The sequence below is a fragment of the Microbacterium alcoholitolerans genome (genome assembly GCF_050408615.1).
Lineage (GTDB): Bacteria > Actinomycetota > Actinomycetes > Actinomycetales > Microbacteriaceae > Microbacterium.
The window spans coordinates 2,502,083-2,528,225 of record NZ_JBNTKD010000001.1 but is presented as its reverse complement, the minus strand read 5'-3'; the positions used below and the strand labels follow the sequence as shown (position 1 = coordinate 2,528,225).

General features: G+C 69.8%; 22 protein-coding genes. 10 read left to right on the top strand and 12 right to left on the bottom strand.

Features of this window, described 5'->3' with window-relative positions; all coding sequences use genetic code 11:
• Positions 1-22 precede the first annotated feature (22 nt).
• The 6 genes from ACQUSX_RS12080 to ACQUSX_RS12055 form a co-directional block, all read right to left on the bottom strand.
• Positions 23-886 (bottom strand): sugar phosphate isomerase/epimerase family protein, encoded by an 864-nt coding sequence (locus ACQUSX_RS12080; protein WP_428907162.1) that lies wholly within the window; start codon positions 884-886, stop codon positions 23-25.
• Positions 883-2,076, bottom strand: a complete 1,194-nt coding sequence (locus ACQUSX_RS12075; protein ID WP_428907161.1) for a dihydrodipicolinate synthase family protein — start codon at positions 2,074-2,076, stop codon at positions 883-885. The genes ACQUSX_RS12080 and ACQUSX_RS12075 overlap by 4 nt, the downstream gene beginning before the upstream one ends.
• Positions 2,073-3,227, bottom strand: a complete 1,155-nt coding sequence (locus tag ACQUSX_RS12070) for a Gfo/Idh/MocA family protein (protein ID WP_428907160.1) — start codon at positions 3,225-3,227, stop codon at positions 2,073-2,075. The genes ACQUSX_RS12075 and ACQUSX_RS12070 overlap by 4 nt, the downstream gene beginning before the upstream one ends.
• A gap of 267 nt (positions 3,228-3,494) precedes the next feature.
• Positions 3,495-3,965, bottom strand: coding sequence for a MarR family winged helix-turn-helix transcriptional regulator (locus ACQUSX_RS12065; protein WP_428907159.1), 471 nt, complete (start codon positions 3,963-3,965; stop codon positions 3,495-3,497).
• Positions 3,966-4,049: 84 nt separating this feature from the next.
• Positions 4,050-4,502 carry a MarR family winged helix-turn-helix transcriptional regulator gene (locus ACQUSX_RS12060; RefSeq protein ID WP_428907158.1) on the bottom strand — a complete coding sequence of 151 codons (453 nt, stop codon included), beginning with the start codon at positions 4,500-4,502 and terminating at the stop codon, positions 4,050-4,052.
• A gap of 1 nt (position 4,503) precedes the next feature.
• Positions 4,504-6,246 (bottom strand): DHA2 family efflux MFS transporter permease subunit, encoded by a 1,743-nt coding sequence (locus tag ACQUSX_RS12055; protein ID WP_428907157.1) that lies wholly within the window; start codon positions 6,244-6,246, stop codon positions 4,504-4,506.
• A 107-nt stretch (positions 6,247-6,353) separates the two neighbouring features.
• Here ACQUSX_RS12055 and ACQUSX_RS12050 point away from each other — a divergent pair, with 107 nt between their 5' ends.
• Together ACQUSX_RS12050 and ACQUSX_RS12045 are read left to right on the top strand one after the other, a co-directional pair.
• Complete coding sequence (locus tag ACQUSX_RS12050) at positions 6,354-7,358, top strand: hydroxyacid dehydrogenase (protein ID WP_428907156.1); 1,005 nt, start codon at positions 6,354-6,356, stop codon at positions 7,356-7,358.
• Positions 7,355-9,292 (top strand): DUF2264 domain-containing protein, encoded by a 1,938-nt coding sequence (locus tag ACQUSX_RS12045; RefSeq protein WP_428907155.1) that lies wholly within the window; start codon positions 7,355-7,357, stop codon positions 9,290-9,292. Before ACQUSX_RS12050 ends, ACQUSX_RS12045 begins: the two co-directional genes overlap by 4 nt.
• Positions 9,293-9,317: 25 nt before the next feature.
• Here ACQUSX_RS12045 and ACQUSX_RS12040 read toward each other — a convergent pair whose 3' ends face one another.
• Positions 9,318-10,274 (bottom strand): LacI family DNA-binding transcriptional regulator, encoded by a 957-nt coding sequence (locus tag ACQUSX_RS12040; protein ID WP_428907638.1) that lies wholly within the window; start codon positions 10,272-10,274, stop codon positions 9,318-9,320.
• A 155-nt stretch (positions 10,275-10,429) separates the two neighbouring features.
• On the opposite strand from ACQUSX_RS12040, the gene galT reads away from it, so the two are divergent.
• From galT to ACQUSX_RS12020, 4 genes are read left to right on the top strand one after another with little or no spacing between them, the layout of a single operon-like run.
• Positions 10,430-11,608 (top strand): galactose-1-phosphate uridylyltransferase, encoded by a 1,179-nt coding sequence (gene galT / locus ACQUSX_RS12035; protein WP_428907637.1) that lies wholly within the window; start codon positions 10,430-10,432, stop codon positions 11,606-11,608.
• Positions 11,605-12,780, top strand: coding sequence for a galactokinase (galK, locus tag ACQUSX_RS12030; protein ID WP_428907154.1), 1,176 nt, complete (start codon positions 11,605-11,607; stop codon positions 12,778-12,780). Before galT ends, galK begins: the two co-directional genes overlap by 4 nt.
• Before the next feature lie 57 nt (positions 12,781-12,837).
• Positions 12,838-13,815, top strand: a complete 978-nt coding sequence (galE, locus tag ACQUSX_RS12025; protein ID WP_428907153.1) for a UDP-glucose 4-epimerase GalE — start codon at positions 12,838-12,840, stop codon at positions 13,813-13,815.
• Positions 13,816-13,819: 4 nt separating this feature from the next.
• On the top strand, positions 13,820-14,329 hold the full coding sequence (locus ACQUSX_RS12020) for a GNAT family N-acetyltransferase (RefSeq protein WP_428907152.1): 510 nt from the start codon (positions 13,820-13,822) through the stop codon (positions 14,327-14,329).
• A gap of 126 nt (positions 14,330-14,455) precedes the next feature.
• On the opposite strand, the gene ACQUSX_RS12015 is transcribed toward ACQUSX_RS12020, so the two are convergent.
• Positions 14,456-15,889, bottom strand: coding sequence for a gamma-aminobutyraldehyde dehydrogenase (locus ACQUSX_RS12015; protein ID WP_428907151.1), 1,434 nt, complete (start codon positions 15,887-15,889; stop codon positions 14,456-14,458).
• Between the two features lie 99 nt (positions 15,890-15,988).
• On the opposite strand from ACQUSX_RS12015, the gene ACQUSX_RS12010 reads away from it, so the two are divergent.
• Both ACQUSX_RS12010 and ACQUSX_RS12005 read left to right on the top strand, forming a co-directional pair.
• Complete coding sequence (locus ACQUSX_RS12010; RefSeq protein WP_428907150.1) at positions 15,989-16,456, top strand: Lrp/AsnC family transcriptional regulator; 468 nt, start codon at positions 15,989-15,991, stop codon at positions 16,454-16,456.
• Entirely contained in the window at positions 16,456-17,853 is a 1,398-nt protein-coding gene (locus tag ACQUSX_RS12005) for an NAD(P)/FAD-dependent oxidoreductase (protein WP_428907149.1), read from the top strand. The genes ACQUSX_RS12010 and ACQUSX_RS12005 overlap by 1 nt, the downstream gene beginning before the upstream one ends.
• A 118-nt stretch (positions 17,854-17,971) precedes the next feature.
• Here the strand turns inward: ACQUSX_RS12005 and ACQUSX_RS12000 are convergent, their stop codons facing one another.
• Positions 17,972-19,522 carry a PucR family transcriptional regulator gene (locus ACQUSX_RS12000; protein ID WP_428907148.1) on the bottom strand — a complete coding sequence of 517 codons (1,551 nt, stop codon included), beginning with the start codon at positions 19,520-19,522 and terminating at the stop codon, positions 17,972-17,974.
• A 97-nt stretch (positions 19,523-19,619) separates the two neighbouring features.
• On the opposite strand from ACQUSX_RS12000, the gene ACQUSX_RS11995 reads away from it, so the two are divergent.
• Positions 19,620-21,104 (top strand): CoA-acylating methylmalonate-semialdehyde dehydrogenase, encoded by a 1,485-nt coding sequence (locus ACQUSX_RS11995; RefSeq protein ID WP_428907147.1) that lies wholly within the window; start codon positions 19,620-19,622, stop codon positions 21,102-21,104.
• Positions 21,105-21,126: 22 nt separating this feature from the next.
• Positions 21,127-22,512 (top strand): aspartate aminotransferase family protein, encoded by a 1,386-nt coding sequence (locus ACQUSX_RS11990; protein WP_428907146.1) that lies wholly within the window; start codon positions 21,127-21,129, stop codon positions 22,510-22,512.
• A 108-nt stretch (positions 22,513-22,620) separates the two neighbouring features.
• Here ACQUSX_RS11990 and ACQUSX_RS11985 read toward each other — a convergent pair whose 3' ends face one another.
• From ACQUSX_RS11985 to ACQUSX_RS11975, 3 genes are read right to left on the bottom strand one after another with little or no spacing between them, the layout of a single operon-like run.
• The gene (locus ACQUSX_RS11985; protein WP_428907145.1) at positions 22,621-23,937 is read right to left on the bottom strand and encodes an MFS transporter; all 1,317 of its coding nucleotides are present in this window, start codon (positions 23,935-23,937) and stop codon (positions 22,621-22,623) included.
• A complete protein-coding gene (locus tag ACQUSX_RS11980) occupies positions 23,934-24,893 on the bottom strand; it encodes a ChbG/HpnK family deacetylase (protein ID WP_428907144.1) in 960 nt (319 codons plus the stop codon). The genes ACQUSX_RS11985 and ACQUSX_RS11980 overlap by 4 nt, the downstream gene beginning before the upstream one ends.
• 1 nt (position 24,894) lies before the next feature.
• Entirely contained in the window at positions 24,895-26,028 is a 1,134-nt protein-coding gene (locus ACQUSX_RS11975) for an ROK family transcriptional regulator (RefSeq protein ID WP_428907143.1), read from the bottom strand.
• Positions 26,029-26,143 lie beyond the last annotated feature (115 nt).

The following is a 26,143-nucleotide window of genomic DNA, read 5'->3' as shown; positions in this document are numbered from 1 at the left end:
CGCTCATCCTCTCAGCCGGCGTTCACCGCAGGTGGGGCGATACGGTCTCGGCGAACGCGGCCGCCGTGCGCGCCACCACGTTCTGCGGGGCATCGTCCCAGATCTGCTGGTTGAAGATCTCGACCTCGATGTCGCGGTCGTACCCGGTCTCGACGACGGCGCGGGTGAGCGAGGCGAAGTCGATCACGCCGTCGCCCATGTAGTGCCGGCTGAGCAGCACGTCGGCGGGGAGCGGCGTCTTCCAGTCGCACACCTGGTACGTCGCGATGCGCCCCTCGCGTCCGGCACGGGCGATCTGCTCGTAGACCTGCGGGTCCCACCAGATGTGGAAGGTGTCGACGGCTGCGCCCACGGTCTCAGGCGCGAAGTCGGATGCGATGTCGAGGGCCTGCCCGAGCGTCGAGACGACGCAGCGGTCGGATCCGAACATCGGATGCAGCGGCTCGATCGCCAGCGTCACCCCCGCGCTCTGCGCGTACGGGACGAGCTCGCCGATGGCATCCCGCACCCGCTCGCGGGCCCCGATGAGGTCGCGCGAACCCTCCGGAAGCCCGCCGGCGACCAGCACCAGCACGGCCGTCGACCCCTCGGCGCCCGCAGTCGCGAGAGCTGCGGTCTCATCGATCGCACGCCGGTTGTCTTCGAGCGCGGCGTCCCGCTCGGCTCCTGCCGGGAGGGTGAAGAACCCGCCGCGGCAGTGGGTCGAGAACCGCAGGCCGGAATCGGCGAGCATCTGCACAGCGGTGTCGAGACCGACCTCGTTCACCGGCTCCCGCCAGAGGCCTATCGACTGCACACGGGCATCCGACGTCACCTTCAGCGCGGTGGCGAGGTCGGCGTACTTGATGGTGGCCTGGTTGATGGAGAGTCGCGGGTCGATGCTCATGCGTCCACTCCGTTCAGTCGCAGCATCCCGTGCCAGCGCTCGCGAGCGAGCTCGGGCTTCTCGAGCGCGAGCGACGAGTTCGCCAGCTCGACGATGCGGCTCAGGTGCGGCAGGCTGCGGGCGGAGTGCAGTCCGCCGACCATCTGGAACGCCGGCTGGTGCCCGTTCAGCCAGGACAGGAATGCGACGCCGGTCTTGTAGTAGAACGTCGGTGCGGCGAAGACCTGCCGGCTGAGCTCCTCGGTGGGACCGAGGATGCGCTCGTAGGCGGCGTGGTCACCGGCATCCAGCGCCTGGATCGCCGCCGAGGCGACGGGGGTGATCGCCGCGAACGCGCCGAGTAAGGCATCCGAGTGGGTGCGGGTGCGCTCGGCGACGTCCCGTGCTGTCGGCGAAGGGGCGTCGCCGATCAGCGAGACGTAGTTGAAGTCGTCGCCGGTGAACATGCGCACACCCTCGGTGAGCCGCTCGCGCACCGAGATCTCGCTCTCGGCGTTCAGCAGGCTCATCTTGACGCCGGCGACCTTGCCCGGGTTCTCGTTGATGATGTCGAGAAGCACATCGGATGCCGTCTGCCAGTCGGATGAACCGAAGTAGCCCTCCAGCTCCGGGTCGAACGCCGTGCCCAGCCAGTGCAGCACAACGGGCGTGGTCGCCCGCTCGAGCACGGCACGGTAGACCCGCCGGTAGTCGTCGGCGCCGCTCGCGACGCGGGCGAGGTGACGGGACGCCATCAGGACCGGCCCGGCGCCCTGTTCCTCGGTGAACTCGAGCTGCGAGATGTACGCGTCGATCACCTGCTGCAGCGAGATGTGCGTCTCGTCGATGTGGTCGGTGTTGACGCCGACGACGACCGAGCCGCCTTCCTCACGGGCGACCTCGGCGCTGCGCGCGATCAGCTCGCGGGTGGCTGCGGCGTCGAGGCCCATGTTGCGCTGGGCGGTGTCCATGGCATCCGCCACACCCAGACCCCACGAGTACACGTTGCGCCGGAAGGCGAGTGTGGCGTCCCAGTCGATGTCGGCCGGCTGACCGGGAGTGTTGTCGGCCCAGACGCGCGGCACCACGTGCGCGGCGGCGTAAGCGACGCGGCTCTGCAGCGGAGCGGCCGGCCGTGTGTACGCGCCGGAGTCGTTCAGAGCGGCATCCGACGTCGTGCCATCGGATGCCAGCAGGCGCAGCGTGGTCACAGCGAGAGCTCCTCGAGCACGACCTTGCGCCCCTCGGCACTCGAGGCGAGGCCGGCTTCAGCGAACTGCACGCCCTTGGCTCCAGCGAGCAGGTCGAACGCGTAGTCGGTGCCGAGCGCGTAGGAGGTGAGGTACTCCTCCCACTGCTGGCGGAAGCCGTTCAGGAACACGTCGTTGGTCGGCACATCCTGCCAGTCGGCGTCGTAGTCGTGCGTGTCTTCGAGGTCGGGGTTCCACACCGGCTTCGGCGTGGCATTGCGCGGCTGGATCTTGCAGCCGAAGAGTCCGACGACCGCCGAGCCATGGGTGCCGTCGACCTGGAACTCGACCAGCTCGTCGCGATTCACGCGCACGGTCCACGAGGAGTTGATCTCGGCGATGATGCCGCCCTCGATCTCGAAGATTCCGTATGCGGCGTCCTCTGCGGTGGCGTTGTAGTGCTCGCCCTTCTCATCCCAGCGGTCGGCGATGTGCACAGCTGCCTGCGCGTACACCGAGCGCACCTCGCCGAACAGGTTCTCGAGCACGTAGTTCCAGTGCGGGAACATGTCGCTGATGATGCCGCCGCCGTCTTCGGTGCGGTAGTTCCAGCTGGGACGCTGCGCCGGCTGCCAGTCGCCCTCGAACACCCAGTAGCCGAACTCGCCTCGGACCGAGAGGATGCGCCCGAAGAAGCCGGAGTCGATCAGGCGCTTGAGCTTCTGCAGACCCGGCAGGTACAGCTTGTCGTGCACGACGCCGGTCTTCACACCGGCCGACTTGGCGAGACGGGCGAGCTCGAGTGCCTCGTCGAGCGACTCGGCGGTCGGCTTCTCGGTGTAGATCGCCTTGCCCGCGGCGATCGCCTTGCGGATGGCGGATGCCCGGGCCTTGGTCACCAGGAAGTCGGCGTAGATCTCCCACTGCGGGTCGGCAAGCGCCGCATCGAGGTCGGTGGTGTAGTCGGCGATGTCGTGCTGGGCGGCGAGCTCAGCGAGCTTGGCCTCACTGCGGCCGACCAGGAGGGGCTTGACGGTCACCTTCGATCCGTCGGGAAGCTCGATGCCGCCCTGATCGCGGATCGCGAGGATCGAGCGCACCAGGTGCTGCCGATAGCCCATGCGTCCGGAGACGCCGTTCATGATGATGCCGATCTCACGCACTTCGGTCATGGTGGTCCGTCCTGTCTCTGCTGTCGGGAAGTCGTCGCGCCTCCCGGCTGATATTGGGTAAGCGCTTTCCAGCATCCAAGCAGGTTCGAATGGCGAGCGCAACCCACGCGCGTCCGCGCCGCGACCCTCGCCGCCCCTGCTGGGCTGCGCCGCCCCTGCTCAGTTACGCAAATGGGCAGGGGCGAGGTAGCTGAGCGGGGGCGAGGACCGAGTCGCCGTAACCATGCCGCGCGAAGTGCAGCCGTGGAGGCGGCTGCCCAGGCCGCTTCAGCCGCCGAGGGCGTCGAGCAGGTCGGCGAAGTGCTCGAGGTCGGCGGCCGACCACGCGCGCAGGCGCTCGCCGATGCGACCCTCGTACTGCGCGCGGGCGATCGCCACGCGCTCCTGGGCGAGCTCCGTGGCGACGAGGCGCCGGGCACGCCGGTCGTCGGGGTCGCGGACGCTCTCCACGAGCCCGAGCTGCTCGAGCTGTCGCACGTGGCGGCTCACCGCCGACTTGTCGGTCTGCAGGCGCTCGATGATGGCGCCGGCCGAGGTCGCCTTGCCGCTGGCGATCGAGGTGAGCACCTGGTAGCCGAGCGGCTGCAGCTCCGGATGCACGGTTGCGGCGGCCTCGCGCCAGCTGATCCGGATGCGGGCGAAGAGGCGCCCCAGCTCCTGCTCCACGCGCGTGATGGCCTGGTCGAGCGCAGCCCCCTCGAGCGTCGCGTCAGAGGGGAGGTCGGAGGGGGCGCTCATGATCGCCAGTGTACGGCGCCGGACGGAGCCGTACGGCGCCGGACGGAGCCGAACTGCCTCGGACCGAGCCGGACTGTGCCGGCCTCAGCCCTCCGCCAGCAGGTGGAAGACCTTCAAGGCGGCGCTCAGCTCGTCGGGCGTCAGCTGGCCGATCGCCGATCGCATCCACGACGCATGATCCGCGCGCACTGCGGCGAGCGCCTCGGTCGCCTCCGGCGTCGCCGCGAGGACCCGCTGACGGCCGTCGTGTTCGGCGGCGTGCGAGCGCACCAGACCGAGATCCTCCAGCATCCGCACCTGCCTGCTGACGACCGACTTGTCCATCTCGAACGCCTCGGCGAGCTGGTGAGCGCTGGTGCTGCCCGCGCGGGCGACGAAGGTCAGCAGCTTGTATCCGGCCGGCGAGAGCTCGACGTGCACCCGCGCCGCGGACTCCTTCCACACCGACCGGGCCTTCGCGAACACCAGGTGCAGCTGCGCCTGGAACTCGGCGATGGCCTCATCGGAGTCGATGGATGCCGCGGCGCGGGCGGTCACGTCAGCGCCCCGAGCTCGGCGCCGGGGCGGCCGGTGCGCTCGCCGTGGTGGACTCGGCTGCGACGACCCGGACGGTGCCGGTCGAGTTCATCGATGCGCCGACCTCGGCTTCGCCGACCTCGATGATCGACTCCTCGGCCTGCTCGCGCAGCTCTTCGGCGGCGTTCTTGGTCGACAGCGGCTTGTTCCGGATGAATGCGATCGCGATCACGCCGATCACCGAGAGCGGGATGGCGATAATGAAGGCGTCGGCGATGCCGAGCCCGTAGGCGGACTCCACGACCGTGCGGATGGCGTGAGGGAGCTCCCCCACGTTCGGAACATTGCCGGTGGCGAGGTGCCCCAGAGCCTCGACCTCGTCGGCGGACGTCGGTGTGAAGCCCTTCAGGCCTTCGGAGACATGCGTCGCGACACTGCTCGCCATCAGCGAGCCCATGATCGTGACTCCGATGGTGCCGGCGATCGTGCGGAAGAAGTTGACGTTCGACGACGCCGCGCCCAGCTGCTGCGGCGGAGTGTCGTTCTGCACGATCAGCGTGAGGTTCTGCATGACCATGCCGAGACCCGCGCCGAGCACGAACATGTACGTCGCGACCAGCGCGAACGAGGTGTCGTAGCGCAGCGTCGACATCAGGCTGACGCCGATCAGCGCCAGGACGGAGCCGGTCAGCATCCATCCCTTCCACTTGCCGAAGCGACTCACGAGCTGGCCGATGATGATCGACGCGCCCATCTGCCCGACGATCATCGGGATCGTCATCAGACCCGACTCGGTGGGCGTCGCGCCGCGCGCGAGCTGGAAGTACTGCGCCAGGAACACCGAGGTGGCGAACATCGAGACGCCGATGGCAATGGATGCCACGACCGAAAGCGTGAAGGTGCGGTTGCGGAACAGCGACATGGGCACGATCGGCTCTTTGACGAAGAACTCGACGGCGACGAAGCCGATGATGGCGAGCCCCGCGACGATTGCGAGGATGATGCTGGTGCTCGAGTCCCAGTCGAACTGGCTGCCGCCCATCGACACCCAGATCAGCAGAGTCGAGACGCCGACGGCGAGCAGCACGATGCCGAAGTAGTCGATCGACACCTTCGCCTTCTGCGGCTTGGGGAGGTGCAGCGTGAACTGCAGCAGGACCAGCGCGATGATGGCGAACGGCACGCCCACGAAGAAGTTGGAGCGCCACCCCCACTCATCGGTGAGGTAGCCGCCGAGCAGCGGCCCGCCGATGGTGCCGAGCGCCATGATGCCGCCGACGACACCCATGTACTTGCCGCGCTCACGCGGCGAGATGATCAGTGCGACGGCGATCATCACGAGCGACATCAGGCCGCCGACGCCGATGCCCTGCACCACCCGCACGGCGATGAGCATGTTGGTGTCGGTCGAGAAGCCCGCGATCACGGTGCCGACGGTGAACAGGATCAGCGAGAGCTGGACGAGGATCTTGCGGTCGACGAGGTCGGCGAGCTTGCCCCAGATCGGCGTGGACACGGCGGTCGCCAGCAGGCTGGCGGTGATCACCCAGGTGTACTGCGACTGGGTTCCGCCGAGGTCGGCGATGATGACCGGCAGCGACGTCGAGACGACGGTGCCGGAGAGCACCGCGACGAACATGCCGACGATGAGGCCGGAGATCGCGGTGAAGACCTCGCGGGCCGAGCGCACGCTCTCGGATGAGGAAACGGTGGTGGAGTTCAAGACAGGGGTGCTCCCGATAGAAAGTTGACAGAGGTCAACCATACACAATTAGTTGCGTTACTGCAACCATTGCCGATCGTCAACCACTCCTCCACCCGGGTGACACCAGGACATATCGTGGACAGCGCCGCCTCGAACTCGGGAGACCCATGACAGCACCGCGACCCCGCACCCTGCTCGCGATGTCGGCGGATGCCGCGCAGACGGTCTTCGACGACCGCCGGCTGGCCCGCCTCGCCGAACTGTGCGACCTGGCATCCGACACTCCGGTCGACATCGATGCCGCCGCCGACGATGAGCTGGCGGACGTCGAGGTGCTCGTCACCTCGTGGGGCGCCCCGGCGCTGGATGCTGCGCGCCTGGGCCGCCTCCCGCGGCTGCGCGCGGTGCTGCACGCCGCGGGCAGCGTCCGCGCGATCGTCACGGATGCGCTCTGGGAGCGCGGCATCCTGGTCACCTCCGCGGCTGATGCGAACGCCGTTCCCGTTGCCGAGTTCACGTTCGCGACCATCGTGCTGGCGGGCAAGCGCGCGTTCACGCATCTGCGGACGCCGATCGCTCAGCGCACGGCGCACGGACTGCTCGACTACGCGGACGTCGGAAACGTCGACCGCACAATCGGCATCATCGGCTACTCCAGGATCGGCCGTCGGGTGGTCGAGATGCTCCGGATGCTGGATGTGCAGGTCCTCGTCGCCGACCCGTTCGCCGACGAGGCGGCCGTGGTCGCGGCCGGCGCGCAGCTCGTGCCGCTGGCGGAGCTGCTGCCCCGCGCCGACGTGCTCTCGCTGCACGCCCCGGACCTTCCCTCCACCCGGCACATGATCGCCGCGACCGAGCTCGCCGCGCTCCCCGACGGCGCGACCGTGATCAACACCGCCCGCGGCGCCCTGCTCGATCATGACGCGCTGGCCGCCGAGTGCCGCACCGGCCGACTCGACGCTGTGCTCGACGTCACCGATCCGGAGCCGCTGCCCGCGGATTCCGAACTGCACCGGCTGCCGAACGTCGCGATCACGCCGCATATCGCAGGCTCTCTCGGCACCGAGCTGCGACGCCTCGCGGATTCCGCGCTCGACGAACTGCAGGCCTATGCGCAGGGGTCGCCACCGCGGCATCCGATCACCGCTGCCGACATGGTGACGTCAGCATGATCGCGCTGCCCGGCGACGACCGCGCGCTCTCGCCGTACACCGGATGGACCCGCGCGCACTGGGAGCGCGTCGCCGACGCCATCCTCGACGGCGCCGCGCGACATGCCAGCCCGGCACAGTCGCTGATCCGGTACCCGGGCGCGGCCGGCGGTCTGGGGCGGGACATCGATCATCTCGAGGGGTTCACGCGCACGTTCATGCTGGCGGCCTTCCGCATCGCCGGCGACCCCGACGGCGCCGGCACCGGGGCGCTCGCCGAGCGATGCGCTCGTGGGATCGAGGCCGGTGTCGATCCACAGCATCCGGAGCGGTGGGTGCGCATCGACGAGCACGATCAGGCCAAGGTTGAGGCCGCGGCGCTCGCACTCGGGCTGCACCTCACCCGCGACACGGTCTGGGCACGACTCAGCGAGCGCGGTCGACAGCAGACGATCGAGTACCTCTCGACGTTCATCGGCCGCCCGTACCCGCCGAACAACTGGGCGTGGTTCCGGATCATGGTGTCGTACTTCCTGGAGAGCGTCGGCGGGCCGGTCTCTCAGGCCGACCGCGAAGAGGACTTCGCCCTGCTGGATTCCTTCGACCTACCCGGTGGCTGGATCGCCGACGGCGTCGGGCGCAACTTCGACCACTACTGTGGCTGGGCGCTGCCGTTCTACCCGATCATCTGGGCTCAGATGGTCGCGGACGACCCGCGCCACGTCGCGCGCGTCGACCGCTACCGGGCGCGGCTCGACGACTACCTCGATGACGCGCTGCACCTGATCGGTGGCGACGGTGCGCCGCTGCTGCAGGGGCGCTCGCTCACGTACCGCTTCGCGACCGCGGCCCCGGCCTGGGCGGCCGCCTTCCACGGCGGGTCCCGGCACGATCCCGGACTGCTGCGGCGCGCGGCCAGTGGGCAGACCAAGCACTTCGTCGAGCGCGGGGCGCCGGATGCCAGTGGCATCCTCTCGCTCGGCTGGCACCACCCGTGGCGGGCGATCGCGCAGAACTACTCCGGGCTCGGCTCGCCGTACTGGGCGGCGAAGGGGATGCTCGGGCTCGCGCTGCCCGCGTCGCACCCGGTGTGGTCTGCAGTGGAACAGCCGCTGCCGATCGATCGGGGTCCGTTCGCGCGGGCGATCGCGGCGCCGGGATGGCTGGCCGTCGGCACCTCTGACGGTGTGGTGCGCGTGGTGAACCATGGCACGGATCATCGTGTGGAGGACTCCCTCGAGCCGGACGCGCCGCTCTACGCGAAGTTCGGCTATTCGACGGCGACCGCCCCGGTGCTCGCCGGCCCCGGTGTGGCGCAGCCGCTCGACGGGACCGTGACGCTGGTGCGGGAGGGACTGCCGAGCCACCGTTCCGGGTTCGCGGCCGGCGGCGTGCGAGAGCTCGGCGGCGGAGCGCTGCTGGGTTCGTCGGTGGCGCGAGCACATTGGCCGATCGGCTTCGCCGCGCCGGCCGACCACGGCGTCGGCGCGCACACCGGGCACACCGAGGTGGGGCCGAGGATCGAGACCGTGTCTGTCGTGCGCGGCGCGTGGGAAGTGCGATTCGTGCGGGTGCACGAGGGAGACGATGTGCGCGATGGCGACGTGCTCCGCATCGGCGGGTGGGCGGTGACGGGCGAGATCGAGACTCTTGACGGCGCATGGGCGCGGACGTCACGGCTCAGCACCGGGGTGGTCGTCTTGGACGGATCGGATGCCAGGGCATCCGACGTTCTCGTGCAGGACGACGTGACTCCGCTCGCCGGGCGAACGGCCGCGCCGTGGATCGACGTCGAGCCGCTCGCGGGCCGCTGGCACGCACTGGGCGTGCATCTCAGTGCGAGCGACGGCGGCGCGGGCGGTGTCGAGGGGGTGCCGGTACTGTCGGACGCGTCGACGATCAGGTGGGCCGACGGCCACGTCACCCGCATTCCCGCGGACGCGCTGCAGGTCTGACCCGCAGCCGTCTCGACCTGGGTGCTCAGCCGCTTCGGCGGGAAACCAGTGTCGGCACCAGTCGCAGGTCTTCGGGTGTCTCGCCGTCGATGAGGGCGATGACGCTCCGCACCGCTCTGTCTCCCAGCGCGTCGAAGTCCTGGCGGACGGTGGTCAGCGGCGGGCGGTACTCGGCGGCATCTGCGACGTCGTCGAAGCCGATCACGGCGACGTCCTCCGGGACGCGCCGGCCGGCCTCGGCGAGCGCACGCAGGGCTCCGAGCGCCATCTGGTCGTTGGCCGCGAACAGCGCTGACATGCCCTTCGCGGTGGCCAGAATCCGCTGCGTCTGCGCGTGGCCGGACGCTGCGCTCCAGTCTCCCCGCAGAATCTCCGGCGCCTGGACTCCAGCATCCGACAGCGCCTCGCGCCAGCCGCGCTCGCGTTCGGTCGCTGCGAAGGATCCTGCAGGCCCGGCGAGATGATGAACGGCGTGGTGGCCTGCGGCGAGCAGCCGCTCGGTCGCGGCGCGCGCCCCGGCTGCGTGGTCGGTCGCGACGACGGCGAAGCGGGCGTCCGGCGGCGAATCGACGACGACGAGGCGGATGCCGGCGGCGGCGACATCCCGCGCGAGCACCGTCGCCTCGTTCAGCACGATCGCTCCGTCAACGCCCTGGTCGTGCAGTCGGTCGAAGGCCTGGGCGATGTCGCCGTCCTCGCCGAGGGTGACGACCGCGAGCGCGTAGCCGCGAACGGATGCCGCATCGGCGACGGCCTGCAGCATGCGGGAGTTGCCGACTGTGGCGAGGGTCTGCGCGACCAGCCCCAGCGTCTGCGTGCGTCCGGTGCGCAGAGCGCGGGCTGCGCGGTTGGGCCGGTAGCCGAGCTCAGCCATGGCCTGCTCGACCCGCCGGCGTGTTGCTGGATCGACCCGCGGACTGTCATTGGCGACGCGCGAGACGGTCTGATTCGACACGCCCGCGCGGACGGCGACCTGCGCCATCGACACGCGGCCCGTCTGCGCCGCTGAAGTCCGCCCTGCTTCCGGCATCCACCCTCCCGCCCCTCACGCGCCTCACGCGCCTCACGCGCCTGACGCGCCGCAACTCCGGCGTGTTGACGTTATCATGGTCCTGCGCATACCATGTTCACGTGAACATGCAGAATTCTCCGGAGTTGCGGATCGACGACCTCGGCGCCGGCGTCGTGAAGCGCAGCACCCGCCTCGCGGACGGCCGCGAACTGTTCTACTTCGACGACCCGGGCACGACTCTCGGACCGGAGCGCAGCGTCGACACCCGCACGCTCGACGAGCGGCCGGAGACGGCCACCATGCGCCAGGACATCCTGACCGGCGACTGGATCACGTTCGCCACCAAGCGGCAGAACCGCGTGATGATGCCCAGCGCCGACGCCGACCCGCTGGCACCCCAGACGCCGACCAATCCGTCCGAGGTCCCCTCGCGCTACGACGTCGCCGTGTTCGAGAATCGCTCTCCCGCGTTCGGCCCCGCTCTGAACCGGGCCACCGGCGGCGCGCCCGAAGCGGCGAACCCGACCCGCGGACTCGATGACATGGCAGAGCTCGGCATCGGCCGCACCCGCACCAGCATCGGCCGCTGCGAGGTCGTCTGCTTCAGTCCCGATCACGAGGGGTCCTTCGGCAGCCAGTCCGTCACCCGCGCGCGCACGATCATCGAGGCCTGGGCCGACCGCACCGCCGCTCTCTCGGCACTTCCGGGAATCGAGCAGGTGTTCCCGTTCGAGAACCGCGGTGAGGCGATCGGCGTGACTCTGCCGCACCCGCACGGGCAGATCTACTCCTACCCGTACGTCACGCCCCGCACGCAGCGGCTGCTCGACAGCATCCACCGCACCGTGCCCGACCTCATGACCCGCGTGCTCGAGTTCGAGCGGGCCTCCGACCGAGTGGTGCTGCAGGGCGAGCACTGGACGGCGTTCGTGCCGTTCGCCGCCCGCTGGCCGCTCGAGGTGCAGCTGACGCCGCACCGTCACGTGCCCGATTTCGCCGCCCTGAACGACGCGGAGCGCGACGAGCTCGCGCCGCTCTACCTGCGGCTGCTGCGCGGAGTGGATGCCCTGTATGAGACTCCAACGGCCTACATCGCGGCCTGGCACCAGGCCCCGGTGAACGCAGGCCGCGACACCGTGCGGATGCGTCTCGAGCTGACCAGCCCGCGCCGCGCGGAGGACAAGCTGAAGTTCCTCGCCGGCTCCGAGGCCGCCATGGGCGCCTGGACCGCCGAGATCCTGCCCGAGGTGGCCGCCGAGCGTCTGCGCGCCGCCATCGCATCCGTCCCGGAGGTGACCGCATGACCGCACTGAACGCCGCACGCGAGCTGTTCGCCGACCTGTACGGCCACGAGGCTGAGGGCATCTGGTCGGCGCCGGGCCGCGTGAATCTGATCGGCGAGCACACCGACTACAACGAGGGATATGTGCTGCCGTTCGCGATCCAGCAGCGCACGTACGCCGCCGCGAGTCTGCGCGATGACGACCGCATCCGCGTCGCGTCGACCTTCGCCGATGAGCCGGTCGAGGTGTCGCTGAGCGACCTCGACACTCTGTTCCCCAGCGCCGGCGACCTGCGCGTGCCGGAATGGTCGGCCTACGCCCTCGGCGTCGCCTGGGCGCTTCTGCTGGCCGCGCCGGATGCCCGGCCGACCGGAGTCGACATCGCGATCGCCTCCGACGTGCCGGTCGGCGCGGGGCTGTCGTCATCCGCGGCGATCGAGGGATCCGTGGCATCCGCCCTCAACGAGCTCTGGGGCCTCGACCTCGACCCGGTGACGCTCGCGCAGGTCGGCCGCCGCGCCGAGAACGAAGCCGTCGGCGCTCCGACCGGGATCATGGACCAGATGGCGTCCATGCTCGGCCAGGCCGATGCCGCGACGTTCCTCGACTGCCGCACTCTCGAGACGCGCTCGGTGCCCACCGGCTTCACCGGTGAGGGCCTCGAGGTGCTCGTGATCGACACGCAGGTCACGCACGCGCACTCCACGGGCGGTTACCGCGAGCGCCGGGCGTCGTGCGAGCGGGGCGCTGAGCTTCTCGGCATCCGATCGCTGCGCGATGCCGACGTCAGCGATCTGTTGCGCGCAGCCGAGCTGATGGACGATGTGACCTTCCGCCGGGTGCGCCACATCCTCACCGAGAACCAGCGTGTGCTCGACACCGTCTCCGCGCTCGACGAACAGGGTCCGCGCGCGATCGGCGAGCTGCTGGTGGCCTCGCACGCGTCGATGCGCGATGACTTCGAGATCTCGGTGCCGGAGCTCGATCTGGCCGTCGACACCGCGCTCGCGCAGGGTGCGATCGGCGCGCGTATGACCGGCGGCGGGTTCGGCGGCGCGGCTATCGCCCTGATCGAGCACGAGGCGGTCGAGAGTGTGTCGGATGCCGTCGTGCGGGCCTTCGCGGATGCCGGCTTCGGCGCCCCGCACGTCTTCACGGTGCACCCTGCGGAGGGCCCGCGGCGCGACGCGTGACCTGGGGACGCGGCTGGCACAATTGACTCTGCGCACCCGCGCGACGGAAGGAAGTCCATGTCTTGGCTGGTCACCGGCGGAGCCGGTTACATCGGAGCACACGTCGTCCGGGCGCTGTCCGCGGCGGGCCTCACGCCCGTCATCCTGGACGACCTCTCCAGCGGCCGCCCGTCGTTCGCGCCCGCCGATGTGGCACTGGTGGAGGGCAGCATCCTCGACCGCGAGCTCGTCGAGAGCGCGCTGCGCGAGCACAGCGTCGAGGGCGTCATCCACGTCGCGGGCTTCAAGTACGCCGGGGTCTCCGTGCAGCGCCCGCTGCGCACGTACGCGCAGAACGTCGAGGGCACCCGGGTGATCCTCGAGGCGATGCAGGCCGCTGGAGTCGCGAACATCGTCTTCTCGTCATCCGCCGCCGTCTTCGGCACGCCGGATGTCGCCCTCGTCACCGAGGACACCGCGAAGCGCCCCGCGAGCCCGTACGGCGAGTCGAAGCTGATCGGCGAGTGGCTGCTGCGCGATCAGGGTCTCGCGACCGCGGCATCCGATGCTCCGCTGCGACACACCTCGCTGCGCTATTTCAACGTCGTCGGATCCGCCGACCCGAGCGTCTACGACGTCAGCCCGCACAACCTCTTCCCGATCGTCTTCGAGAAGCTGCTGGCCGGTGAGACCCCGGCGATCTTCGGCGACGACTACGACACGCCCGACGGCACGAACGTCCGCGACTACGTGCACGTCGGCGACATCGCCGCGGCGCACGTCGAGGCCGCCAAGCGCCTCGCCGGCGGCGAGCCGATCGAGCCGGCGTACAACCTCGGCTCCGGCGACGGGCTGAGCGTGAAGCAGATCATGGATGCCATGGTGCGCGTCACCGGCATCGAGTTCACCCCGGCGATCGGGCCGCGTCGCCCCGGTGACCCTGACCGCATCGTCGCAACCGGCGAGCTCGCGGCACGCGATCTGGACTGGCGGATGCGCCACACCGTCGATGAGATGGTGCGCAGCGGGTGGGAAGCGCGGCGCAATGCCGGCTGATCGGATGCTGGTCCGCAATGCGACCGTCTCTGATGCCCATGGGCTCGCTGTGGTGCACGTGCGCAGCTGGCAGGCCGCGTATCGCGGGCTGATGCCGCAGGAGGTGCTCGACGGACTGTCGATCGCCGAGCGCGAGGCGAACTGGGCGCGCTTCATGGCCGACTCCGAGCGGAGTTCGCGCACCCTCGTGGTCGAGCGCGACGACCGGCTCGTCGGCTGGGCCGGGTACGGCGCCGCCCGCGATGACGATGCGCCCGGAACAGGCGAGCTCTGGGGCATCTACGTCCACCCGGACGCCTGGTCGACCGGTGTCGGTCACGCCTTGGTCGCCGCGGTCGAAGAGGCGCTCCGCGCCGAGGGCCATGAGGTCGCGTACCTCTGGGTGCTGGAGGGCAACGACCGGGCCGCGGCGTTCTACGAGCGGCACGGCTGGGCATCCGACGGCGGCACGAAGCTCGACGAGCGCCCCGGTCTGACGCTGCACGAGCGCCGCCACGTGAAGACGCTGACCTGAGGCGGTCGCAGGTCAGCCCACACCCGAGAACAGGACGAACGCCCAGACCAGGACGGATGCTGTAAAACCATCCTGTCCTCGTCGAATGTCCTGTTCTCAGTCACGCTCGTGACGTGAGCACGCGCGTCACGCCCAAGCGGTCATGACGTGCTTGACGCGGGTGTAGTCGTCGAAGCCGTACTGCGAGAGGTCCTTGCCGTAGCCGGAGTGCTTGAACCCGCCGTGCGGCATGTCCGACACGAACGGGATGTGCGTGTTCACCCAGACGCAGCCGAAGTCGAGATCGCGCGTGAAGCGCATCGCCCGGCTGTGATCGCGGGTGAAGACGGATGCTGCGAGCGCGTAGCGCACGCCGTTGGCGAGTCCCAGTGCCTCGTCGTCGTCGGAGAAGGACTGCACGGTCAGCACCGGTCCGAACACCTCGTTCTGCACCGCCTCGTCATCCTGGCGCATGCCCGAGACGATGGTCGGCTCGAAGAAGTACCCGGTCTCGCCCTGACGGCGGCCGCCGGTCTCGATCTTGGCGTGCGCGGGCAGCCTGTCGATGAAGCCCCGCACCTGAGCCAACTGCGCAGCGCTCGAGAGCGGCCCGTAGAACACACCCTCCTCGTGCGGTCCGCCGGTGCGGGCGTGTGTCTGCGTCCTGGCGACCAGAGCGCTCACCAGCTCGTCGTGCACCGACGCGTGCGCGATCACGCGGGTCGCGGCGGTGCAGTCCTGACCGGCGTTGAAGAACGCGGCGGCGACGATGGCATCCACCGCCTTGTCGAGAGCGGCGTCGTCGAAGACGATCGCGGGTGCCTTGCCTCCGAGCTCGAGATGCACGCGCTTGAGATCGGATGCCGCGGACTCGGCGACCGCCATGCCGGCCCGCGCCGACCCGGTGATCGCGACCATCTGCGGCGCCGGGTGCGCGATGAGCGCCGCACCCGTCTCTCGCGCCCCGAGCACGACGTTCAGCGTGCCGGCCGGTGTGTGCTCGGCGACGATCTCGGCGAGCAGCAGCGTCGACTGCGGAGTCGATTCGGCGGGCTTCAGCACCACGGTGTTGCCTGCGGCGAGCGCAGGAGCGATCTTCCACACGGCCATGTTCAGCGGGTAGTTCCACGGCGTGACCTGGCCGATCACGCCGATGGGCTCGCGGCGCACGTACGAGGTGTGCCCGGCGAGGTACTCCCCTGCCGCCCGGCCTTCGAGGCTGCGCGCTGCACCGGCGAAGAAGCGCAGTTGGTCGATGGACTGCTCGATCTCGTCGGCGACGAGGCTGGCGCGCGGCTTGCCGGTGTCCTGCGATTCGAGGTCGGCGAACTCGTCGGCACGCTCGGCCATGGCATCCGCGATCCGGAACAGCGCGAGCTGACGCTCGGCCGGCGTCGCATCGCGCCAGGCCGGGAACGCCGCCGTCGCTGCGGCGTACGCGGCATCGATGTCGGCATCGTCGGAGAGGGGGATGCTGCCGTACACCTCTTCTGTGGCAGGGTCGATCAGGTCGAGGCGCTCTGCGGCGTGGGCGTCGCAGTACTCTCCCGCGATGTGATTCTGCAACGTCGTCGTGGGCATGGCCCCACTCTAGATCGACGGCTACGGAATCGGAAGTATTCCGCGGTCTTTTCTGCGGAATCAGTTGCATCCATCCGTTTCGAGTGTCAGGATCGACACGTGACCGACAAGTCGAAACTCCCCGTGCTGGACGACGTCTCCAAGCAGATCATCGAGCTCCTGCAGCAGGACGGCCGGCGGCCGTATGCCGAGATCGGTCGCACGGTGGGTCTCAGCGAGGCGGCCGTCCGCCAGCGCGTACAGCGGCTGACGGATGCCGGTGTCGTGCAGATCGTGGCCGTCACCGATCCGCGTCAGCTCGGCTTCTCGCGGATGGCGATGGTCGGCATCCGCACCACCGGCGATCCTCGAGAGCTCGCCGAGGCCATCAAGGCCATCGACGAGTTCGCGTATGTCGTCGTGACGCTCGGATCGTTCGATGTGCTCGCCGAGGCGATCTGCGAGACCGATGAGGATCTTCTCGAACTCGTCTCCTCGCGCGTGCGCTCGATCCCCGGCGTCACGCACACCGAGAGCTTCCTCTATGCAGGCCTGCACAAGGACTTCTACAACTGGGGAACGCGCTGATGGGCACCACCGTCTTCGAGCGCTTCCCGCCCGCCGACGCGCTGATCGACGACGCCCTGCGCGACACCAGGCATGCGACGTTCTGGCTCGATGACATCGACCGGCCCTCCTACCCGCCGCTGCGCGGCCAGGTGCGCACGGATCTCGTCATCGTCGGCGGCGGCTACGCGGGGCTGTGGACCGCCGTGCGCGCGAAGGAGCGCGACCCGCAGCGCCGGGTCGTGCTGCTCGAGGCCGCACGGGTGGGCTGGGCGGCATCCGGCCGCAACGGCGGATTCTGCGAGGCGAGTCTCACTCACGGCTACGAGAACGGCATGAACCGCTGGCCCGACGAGATGGATCAGCTCGAGCGGGTGGGCCTGGCGAATCTGGACGGCATCGAAGCCGCCGTGGAGAAGTACGGCATGGACATCGACTGGGAGCGCACCGGCCAGCTCGCGGTCGCAACCGAACCGCACCAGATCGAGTGGATGCACGGTGACGGGTTCCTCGATCAGGACGCCGTGCGCGCCGAGGTTCACTCGCCCACCTACCTTGCCGGCAACTGGGATCGCCGCGGGTGCGCGATGATCCAGCCCGCCAAACTGGCCGTCGAGCTCGCCCGCGTGGCGACCGAGCTGGGTGTCGAGATCCACGAGCACAGCCGCGTCACAGGACTCAGCGGAAAGGGCGTGCAGACCGTCACCGTCGACGGTGGCGGTGTGGTTACCGCCGACCACGTGGCGCTGGCGACCAACGTGTTCCCGTCTCTGCTCAAGCGCAACCGGTTCATGACAGTCCCGGTGTACGACTACGTGCTGATGACCGAGCCGCTGAGCGCCGAGCAGCGCGCCAGCATCGGCTGGAAGAGCCGGCAGGGGCTCAGCGACTCCGCGAACCAGTTCCACTACTACCGGATGAGCGCCGACGATCGCATCCTGTTCGGCGGATACGACGCTGTCTATCACTTCGGCGGCAAGGTGCGCGCAGAGTACGAGGAGCGACCGGAGTCGTACCGCCGACTCGCCTCGCACTTCTTCACCACCTTCCCGCAGCTGGAGGGGCTGAAGTTCACGCACCGCTGGGCCGGCGCGATCGACTCCAGCAGCCGGTTCTGCGCGTTCTTCGGCCTCGCCCGCGGCGGACGCGTCACCTACGCGACGGGGTTCACCGGGCTGGGCGTCGGCGCGACCCGCTTCGCCGCAGACGTGATGCTCGACAAGCTCGCCGGAGCCGAGACCGAGCGCACGCAGCTCGAGATGGTGCGCACGAAGCCGATCCCGTTCCCGCCCGAGCCCGCCGCGGCGGTCGGCGTGAACCTGGTGCGCGCGTCGATGGATCGCGCCGATCACAACGAGGGCAGGCGCAACCTGTTGCTGAAGACGCTAGACGCCATCGGGATGGGTTTCGACTCGTGAGCCGGTGCGCCGATACATTCCGGGGGCCGACACGCCAGAAGTCGGACGAAACCTGGCAGCCTGTCCGACATCTGGCGTGTCGGCCCCCGATTTGAATGGGTTCGTCGGTGGGGCGGCCTCACCCGGGCAGTGCCAGCAGTGCCAGGTGCAGGGCGGCGAGGGTCTCGCCGTCGTCGAGATCGACGCCCAGCAGCTCGGAGATCAGCGCCAGGCGCTGGTAGAACACCGAGCGCGAGAGGTGCGATGCGGCCGCGGCCGCCGTGCGGTTGCCGGGATGCGCGACCACCGCGCGCAGCACCCGGATGAGGTCACCGCCCGTCTCGCCGTCGCGGCGGATCAGCGGCGCCAGCATCCGCTCGCTGTGCTCCTGCAGCCGATGGTCGTCGCCCAGCTCCGTCACCAGACGCGTGAGCGGGCGGTCGTCGACGCGGCGCACCTCGCCGGCGCCGAGTCGCGACGCGAGCAGTCGCGTCGGACGAACGGATGCCAGCAGCTGCGCCACCGTCGATGCGGGCGTTCCGATGGCCAGGCCGGCCGGCAGGTCACCCGCCCCCAGGGACAGCTCCGCCGTCGTCAGCTCTCGTGCCGCCGAGATGAGAACCACACCGTCGCCGTCGTGAACCGCTCCGAGCGCGCGTGCATCCACATCCGCAGCGGCCCCGGCGCCTGCGCCGACGAGCCTCGCGACCTGTTCCGCGTTGGCGTGCGGCGCGACCAGCACGCACAGCACACGCCCGCGCAGCGGAAGCCCGGCCGTCTGCATCCGCGTGGCGACGTCGTCCACGCCGGTGTGCCGGCCGCCGGCGACCGCGGCGACGAGATCGCGAGCCGGCAGCGCAGCCCACGCCGAAGGCCCGTCGGCGAGACGGGTCAGCGCCAGGGCTGTGGCGGCCAGTTCGAGCACGGTCACCGCCCCCGCTGGATGCGCCGCACCCGGGAGGGAGACGAGTGTGCCCCAGCGCACCCCGCGCGCCTGCACGGGAACCGCGAGCAGGTCGGCGTCGGCCCGCGAGCGCGCGGCCCAGCCGTCGAGGACGTCGGATGCTCTGGCATCCCGCACATCGGCGGTGACCACCTCGCGCCCGAGCGTCTCGAGCACGACCGGCGTGCCCAGCGCCCGGGCGGTCGCGTGCACCACGATGTCGGCCGGCGCGCCCCGCAGGCTGAGCTCGGTGAACAGCTCGTGCAGCCGTTGGCGCTCCTGCAGCGCCAGGAGCTGCCCGGAGATGATCTGGCGGTGCACGGCCTCGGTGACCGCGACGAACTTCACCACGCGCTCGAGCGCGATCAGCGCGAGCCCGCGGGCCCGGCAGGCGGCGATCAGCGCGGGAGGTGCGACGGCGAAGCGCGTGCCCAGCTCGATGACGATCCCGGCAGCCCCGACGTCGGCGAGGCTGTTCGCGATCGTCCGCAGCGCGGCATCCGATCCCGACCAGCCGGCGGCCGTCGTCAGCAGCAGCTCGCCGCCGTCGAGCAGTCGCGCCACCTGATCGCTGTCCGAGACGTGAACCCAGCGCACCGGGGTGTGCAGTGCTTCGCCGCCCACCAGCACCTCGGGGTGTCCGCGGCGCAGCGCCTCGACCTGCAGCACATCCGCCACTCGCGGCAGCGCCGCACCCTCCGGACGATCTGTCCGAGGCGAGACGAAGTCCTGACGATCTGTGAGCACCGTCTCATCCTCTCCGGTGTCAGCATGGGAATCAATCCGTCGTGACCATCCGGTCATTGTGTGCGGAAACCCCGACCGACTCGACGAGGAGCATCCCGTGACCACGATCCGCCACTTCATCGACGGCGCAGACGCAGGCGAGACCGCCCGCACGCTGCCGGTCTACAACCCCGCCACGGGCGAGGCGCACCGCCAGGTCGCCACCGCCTCTGCCGAAGAGGTCGAGCACGCGATCGCCGTTGCGAAGGCCGCAGCGCCGGGATGGCGCTCGTCCACTCTGATCAAGCGCGCCGACGTGTTCTTCCGGCTGCGGCAGATCCTCGCCGAGCGAACCGACGAGCTCGCCGCGATCGTCACGAGCGAGCACGGCAAGGTGCTGTCGGATGCCGCGGGCGAGGTCTCCCGCGGCATCGAGAACGTCGAGTTCGCAGCCGGCTTGCTGCACCACCTCAAGGGCGAGCGCGCCGAGCAGGTCTCACGCGGCGTGGACGTGCACTCGGTCAAGCAGCCGGTGGGCGTCGTCGCCTGCATCACGCCGTTCAACTTTCCGGTGATGGTTCCGCTGTGGATGGTCGCCTCGGCCATCGCCTGCGGCAACACCGTCGTGCTCAAGCCCAGCGAGAAGGACCCCTCTGCCGCCATCTGGATGGCGAAGGCGTTCCAGCAGGCTGGGCTCCCGGACGGCGTGCTCAACGTCGTCAACGGCGACAAGGTCGCCGTCGACACGCTGCTCGACTCGAAGGACATCGGCGCGGTGAGCTTCGTCGGCTCCACCCCGATCGCGAAGTCGATCTATGAGCGCGCCGCGGCCAACGGCAAGCGCGTGCAGGCGCTCGGCGGCGCGAAGAATCACATGGTCGTCATGCCCGACGCCGATCTCGACGGCGCCGCAGCGGCTGCGGTCTCGGCCGCGTACGGCTCCGCCGGCGAGCGCTGCATGGCCGTCTCGGTGCTGGTCGCCGTCGGCGACATCGCGGACGGCCTGGTCGAGGGCATCCGATCGCGCATCGGCGAGCTGCGCATCGGGGCGGGCACGGACTCGTCCAGCGAGATGGGTCCGCTGATCACCCGCGAGCACCGCGACAGGGTCGCCTCGTACGTCACCGGCGCCGAGGCGGAAGGCGCCACGGTCGTCGTCGACGGCACGCAGAAGCACTTCGAGGGCGACGGATTCTTCACCGGCGTCAGCCTGCTCGACAACGTGCGCCCCGGCATGAAGGTCTACGAGGACGAGATCTTCGGGCCGGTGCTGTCAGTCGTCCGCGTCGACAGCTACGCCGACGCGGTCGAGCTCATCAATGCCAACCCGTACGGCAACGGCACCGCCATCTTCACCCGCGACGGCGGCACCGCCCGCCAGTTCGAGTTCGACATCGAGGTCGGGATGGTCGGCGTCAACGTGCCGATCCCCGTGCCGGTCGGCGCCTTCTCCTTCGGCGGCTGGAAGAACTCGCTGTTCGGCGACGCTCACATCTACGGCCCCGAGTCGATCGGCTTCTACACCCGCTCCAAGGTCGTCACCACCCGCTGGCCCGACCACACCCCCGCCCAGGTCGACCTCGGCTTCCCGAGCAACCACTGACCCCGCCGAAGGAGACAGGGACATGACGCAGTACACCGATCGCCACGGCGATCAGCATCCGCTTCCCGAAGCCGACGCGGCCGCACAGGTGCGCGCCGACGATCGCGCCCACGTGTTCCACTCGTGGAGCGCGCAGGCCCTCATCGATCCGCTGCCCGTCGCCGCGGGCGAGGGATCGACGTTCTGGGACTACGACGGCAACGCCTACCTCGACTTCTCGAGCCAGCTGGTCAACCTGAACCTCGGGCATCAGCATCCCGATCTCGTCGCCGCGATCCAGCAGCAGGCCGGGCGCCTCGCCACGATCCAGCCGGCCATCGCGAACGACGTGCGCGGCGAGCTCGCGCGCCTGATCAGCGAGGTCGCGCCCGACGGGTTCGAGAAGGTGTTCTTCACCAACGGCGGCGCCGAGGCGAACGAGTACGCCGTGCGCATGGCCCGCCAGGTGACAGGCCGCCGCAAGGTGCTCTCGATGTACCGCAGCTATCACGGCTCGACGTCGACCGCGATCTCGCTCACCGGTGACCCGCGGCGCTGGGCGAACGAGGTCAGCGACGCAGGTGCCGTGCGGTTCTTCGGACCGTACCTGTACCGCTCGGCGTTCCACTCGACAACGATCGAGGAGGAGGCGCAGCGCGCGCTCGAGCACCTCGAGCAGACGATCCTGCTGGAGGGCCCGTCGACGATCGCGGCGATCATCATCGAGACGGTGGTCGGCACCAACGGAGTGCTCGTGCCGCCGCCGGGGTATCTGCAGGGCGTTCGCGGACTGTGCGACCGGCACGGCATCGTGTACATCGCCGACGAGGTGATGGTCGGCTTCGGCCGGCTCGGCGAGTGGTTCGGCATCGACGCGTACGACGGCCGGCCCGACCTGATCACCTTCGCGAAGGGCATCAACTCCGGCTACGTGCCGCTCGGCGGCGTCGTCATCTCGGATACCATCGCAGAGCACTTCGACAAGACGCCGTTCCCCGGCGGGCTCACCTACTCCGGGCATCCGCTGGCGTGTGCCGCCGGTGTGGCGACCTTCGAGGTGTTCCGGCGGGACGGCATCCTCGAGCGCGTGCGCGACCTCGGCGAGCGCGTCGTCGAGCCGACGGTGCGAGCGTGGGTCGACACGCACCCGAGCGTCGGCGAGGTCCGAGGGCGCGGCCTGTTCTGGGCCGTGGAGCTGGTGCGCGATCGCGAGACGCGCGAGCCGCTGGTGCCGTTCAACGCGTCGGGATCGGATGCTGCCCCGATGGGCGCCTTCACTGCTGCCGCGAAGAAGGGCGGCGTGTGGCCGTTCACGCACTTCAATCGCATGCACGTCGCCCCGCCGCTGGTGATCAGCGAAGACGATCTGGTGCGAGGCCTCGCGGTGCTGGACGACGCGCTCTCGGTGGCCGACGGCTACGTAACCTGATCCCCTTCGCCGACACCCCTGCCTTCCGTCGAGACCCCTCCGTATGGGCGCCCATACGCAGGGGTCTCGGCGAGAACTGGGGGTGTCGGCGGCTGAACGGGTGACGGATCAGCGGCGGCGGATCGGGTAGAGCCAGAAGCACAGCCAGGCGAGGGCGGTGAAGCCGAGTGGCACGACAGCGAGCATGATCCGGATGCCCCCGTCGACGGCATCCGGCTGCGCGTCGCCGAGCGTCGCATCGAACCCGCTGGCGTTCAGCACCCAGGCCGCGACGATCGCCTGCAGCACCACCGCGCCGCGCACGACGAACCCGTTCACGCCGAAGTACACGCCCTCGCGGCGATGCCCGGTGCGATCGGCGTCGTCGTCGATGATCTGCGACAGGGCGATCTCGAGCAGCTGCAGCAGACCGCCGACGCCGACCCCGACGCCGAGGCCGACCAGGGCTGCGGCGAGGACGGTCGCCGGCAGCAGCCAGGCCAGTGTCGCGATGCCGAAGATCGCGATGCCGATCAGCAGCGCGGTGCGCGGGCTCGTGCGGCGGACCACCCAGCTCCAGCCGATGATCGACGGGATAGCCGACGCGAAGATCGCGCCGAGCAGCACGCTCGCCTCGCCCTCGGCGGCGTGCAGCGAGTACCGCACGTAGAACGGGATCGCGGCGATGATGATCGCGATCGACGTCTGAACCATCAGCGATCCGAGCACATAGGGCACGAAGGCGCGGTTGGTGAACGTGTAGCGCAACTGCGCCGTCCACGGCATCGGCGCCTCAGCGACGACCGCACCGCGACGTTCGATCATGCCGCTGCGGAACGACCACAGCAGCATCCCGAGACTCACCGCGCCGAGGATCAGCGCCATCGCCGGCCACCCCAGCGCGTCGTAGAGCGCCGGGGCGATCGCGGTGCCGAGCACCATGCCGAGGATGCCGAAGATCTGCCGGGGCACGTTGCCGCGCGCCCGCTCCTCGGTCGTGCGGAAGATCTCGGGGAACAGCGCCGAGATGTTCAGCACGACCACGACGAAAGCGACGTCGTACACCGCGACGACGACCAGGAACCAGGCGATCAGTCCGGCGGCGGGCAGCTCGGGCGGCATCCACACGAGCACGAAGGCGACCACCAGCGGCACGATGCCGAGACCGATCCAGGGGATGCGCCGCCCCCACGGCGTGCGCAGCCGGTCGGACATCGCGCCGACCACCGGGTTCAGCGCCGCGTTCAGGATGCCGTGCGCGATCATCGCGAATGCCACCCATTCGGCCGGCACGGCGAGGTGCGCGACGTAGAAGTAGACGACGAACGCCGAGAACGTCTGCGTCATCAACTGGATCGGGAAGCCGGATGCCCCGAATGCGACCGTCTGCGAACGGGTGGGTGCCGCGTCGAGTCGGCGGTCGCGGATGCCGGAGAGGAGGCTCATCGGTCTGTCCCGGCCGCCGGAGCCGCTGATGCGGGGGCTTCCCCGCGCTGCACGTTCCGTAGGTCTCGCCACCCGACGCGCACCAGATTCTCCTCCGCGATCACCTGCGCGACCGCGGGATCGGCCAGCAGCCGCAGCTCGTGTCCGCGCTTCGCGGCACCGTAGTCGACGACGGCGCGCAGTTCGTCGCCGTCGTCCATCGGATGCAGGTAGATCTCGGTCACGCCCTCGGGCACGCCGCGCAGCAGGTCGAGGAAGCCGTCGCGCACCTGCTCATAGGTCTCCTCGGCCGCGGTGCCCTCGCCGCTGAGCTCGAACGGATGGGTCCAGATCCGGTCCGGGATGACGATGCCGAGGGCATCCGCTGTTGCTGCCGCCTGATCGACCTGCGACTGCAGCGCAGGGTCCATGCCGGGGCCGGCTGCGAATCGCGGCAGACGGAACGGCAGCTCGTGACGAGCAGCGAGTTCGAAGACCTGCGGCAGGAAGTTCCGCCCATTCTCGAGCCCGTAGACCGAGCCCATGTGGTTGTCGAGGTGCGTGACATCGATTCCCGCAGCGAGCGCGGCCTCGAGCTGCGCGGCGAGCTCGGCGGCCACCTCGCCCTCAGAGCTCAGCTGCTCGACCTCGAGCACGGTGTGCGGGAAGTACCCGTCGACGTCGACGAGCGAGGAGGATCGGATGCCCGAGAGCGGCCGCCACCGGTACCGGGTCCATTCACTCGTCAGGACGAGATGCACGCCCACGTCGAGGTCGCGGCGGCCGGCGGCGAAGGCGGCCGCCTCCGGCGCCCACGGGCACGGCATCATGATCGTCGCCGAGTCGAGATGCCCGGCCTCGAGCAGACCGGAGATCGCCGTGTTCGCGGCATGGCACATGCCGTAGTCGTCGGCGTTGAGGATGATCGCGCGGGTGCCGGTGGGCAGACCCAGCCGTTCGATGAGGGGTGCGGGCATGTCAGGACTTTCGGGAGTCGGGAGAGAGGATGCGGGTGAACAGGATCGAGCGGAGCTCGGCCGCCGCCTCGTGGACGGCGCCGACCAGGGGTGCTTCCCGGCCGAAGGCGGATGCGTCGAACCGCAGCGGCAGTCGGTCAGCCCAGGCCTCGGCTTCGGCCTGGATGGCATCGAACATCACCGGATGCGCGGCGAGTCCGCCGAGCACGAACGCACCGGGGTCGATCACCAGGGTGATGGTGCCGGCGATCACGGTGATGCGACGGGCGATCTCGGTCACGATCGACAGCGCTGCGGCGTCGCCGTCGGCCGCTGCCTCGAGGTGCGCCAGCAGTGAGATTCCAGGATCGCGCCCGGCGTCCAGTGCGAGGTCGGAGGTGACCGCGTCTCCGACCACGGGCGCTCCGAGCGGCAGGGGCGTCTGCGGCAGATACTGCACCTCGCCGGCGATGCCACCGGCACCCCGGTGCAGGATGCCGTCCAGCACGGAGGCGGCGCCGAGTCCGGCGTCGAGCAGCAGCAGCGTGAAGCTGGAGCGCTCGAGGCCGTACGGGCCGGACAGCTCTGCGAGGGCCGCGAGGTTCACGTCGTTCTCGACGCGCACCGGGCATCCGATCCGCTCGGCGAGCGCAGTGCGGAAGATGCCGCCGTCGGGGCCGTGGTCGTCGCGGATCGCTCCGTCTCGGGTGACGATTCCGGGCACAGCCACCACGGCGGTGTGCACCGGGGCGACGCCGCCGGTGCACTCCTCGATCAGCGCGGTGACGACGTCGAGGCGGTCGTACGCCGCGGAGAGCGGTGCGTGTGCCTCCGCACGCACCGCACCGGTCGCATCGACGAGTGCAGCATGCGCGTCGTGGTGGTCGATGTGCACGGCGGCGGCATAACCGAGCCGCGGATTCAGCGTCACGCGCGTCGCCGCAGGCCCCTGCGTCGCGCGATCGACACCGGCCGGCACGATGCCGCCCCGCGACTCGAGTGAGCGCAGCACCTGGGTGACGGCCGTCCGCGACAGTCCGGTCTCGTTCATGAGCTCGGCCCTGGTGAGCGGGCCGCGTCTGGCGAGCGCGTCCAGAATCGCTCGGCCGTTCATCGCGCGCAGCATGCCCTGGGTGCCGGTCAGCGGATTCGTCACGTGCGTCCTCGCAATCGTCGGCGTTCAGTATGACACAAAGTGTCACACTTGCGGCCACCGCTGCAAGCTGCTGCCGACGAGAACAGGCGATCCGGCAGGAACAGGATGAAAACCG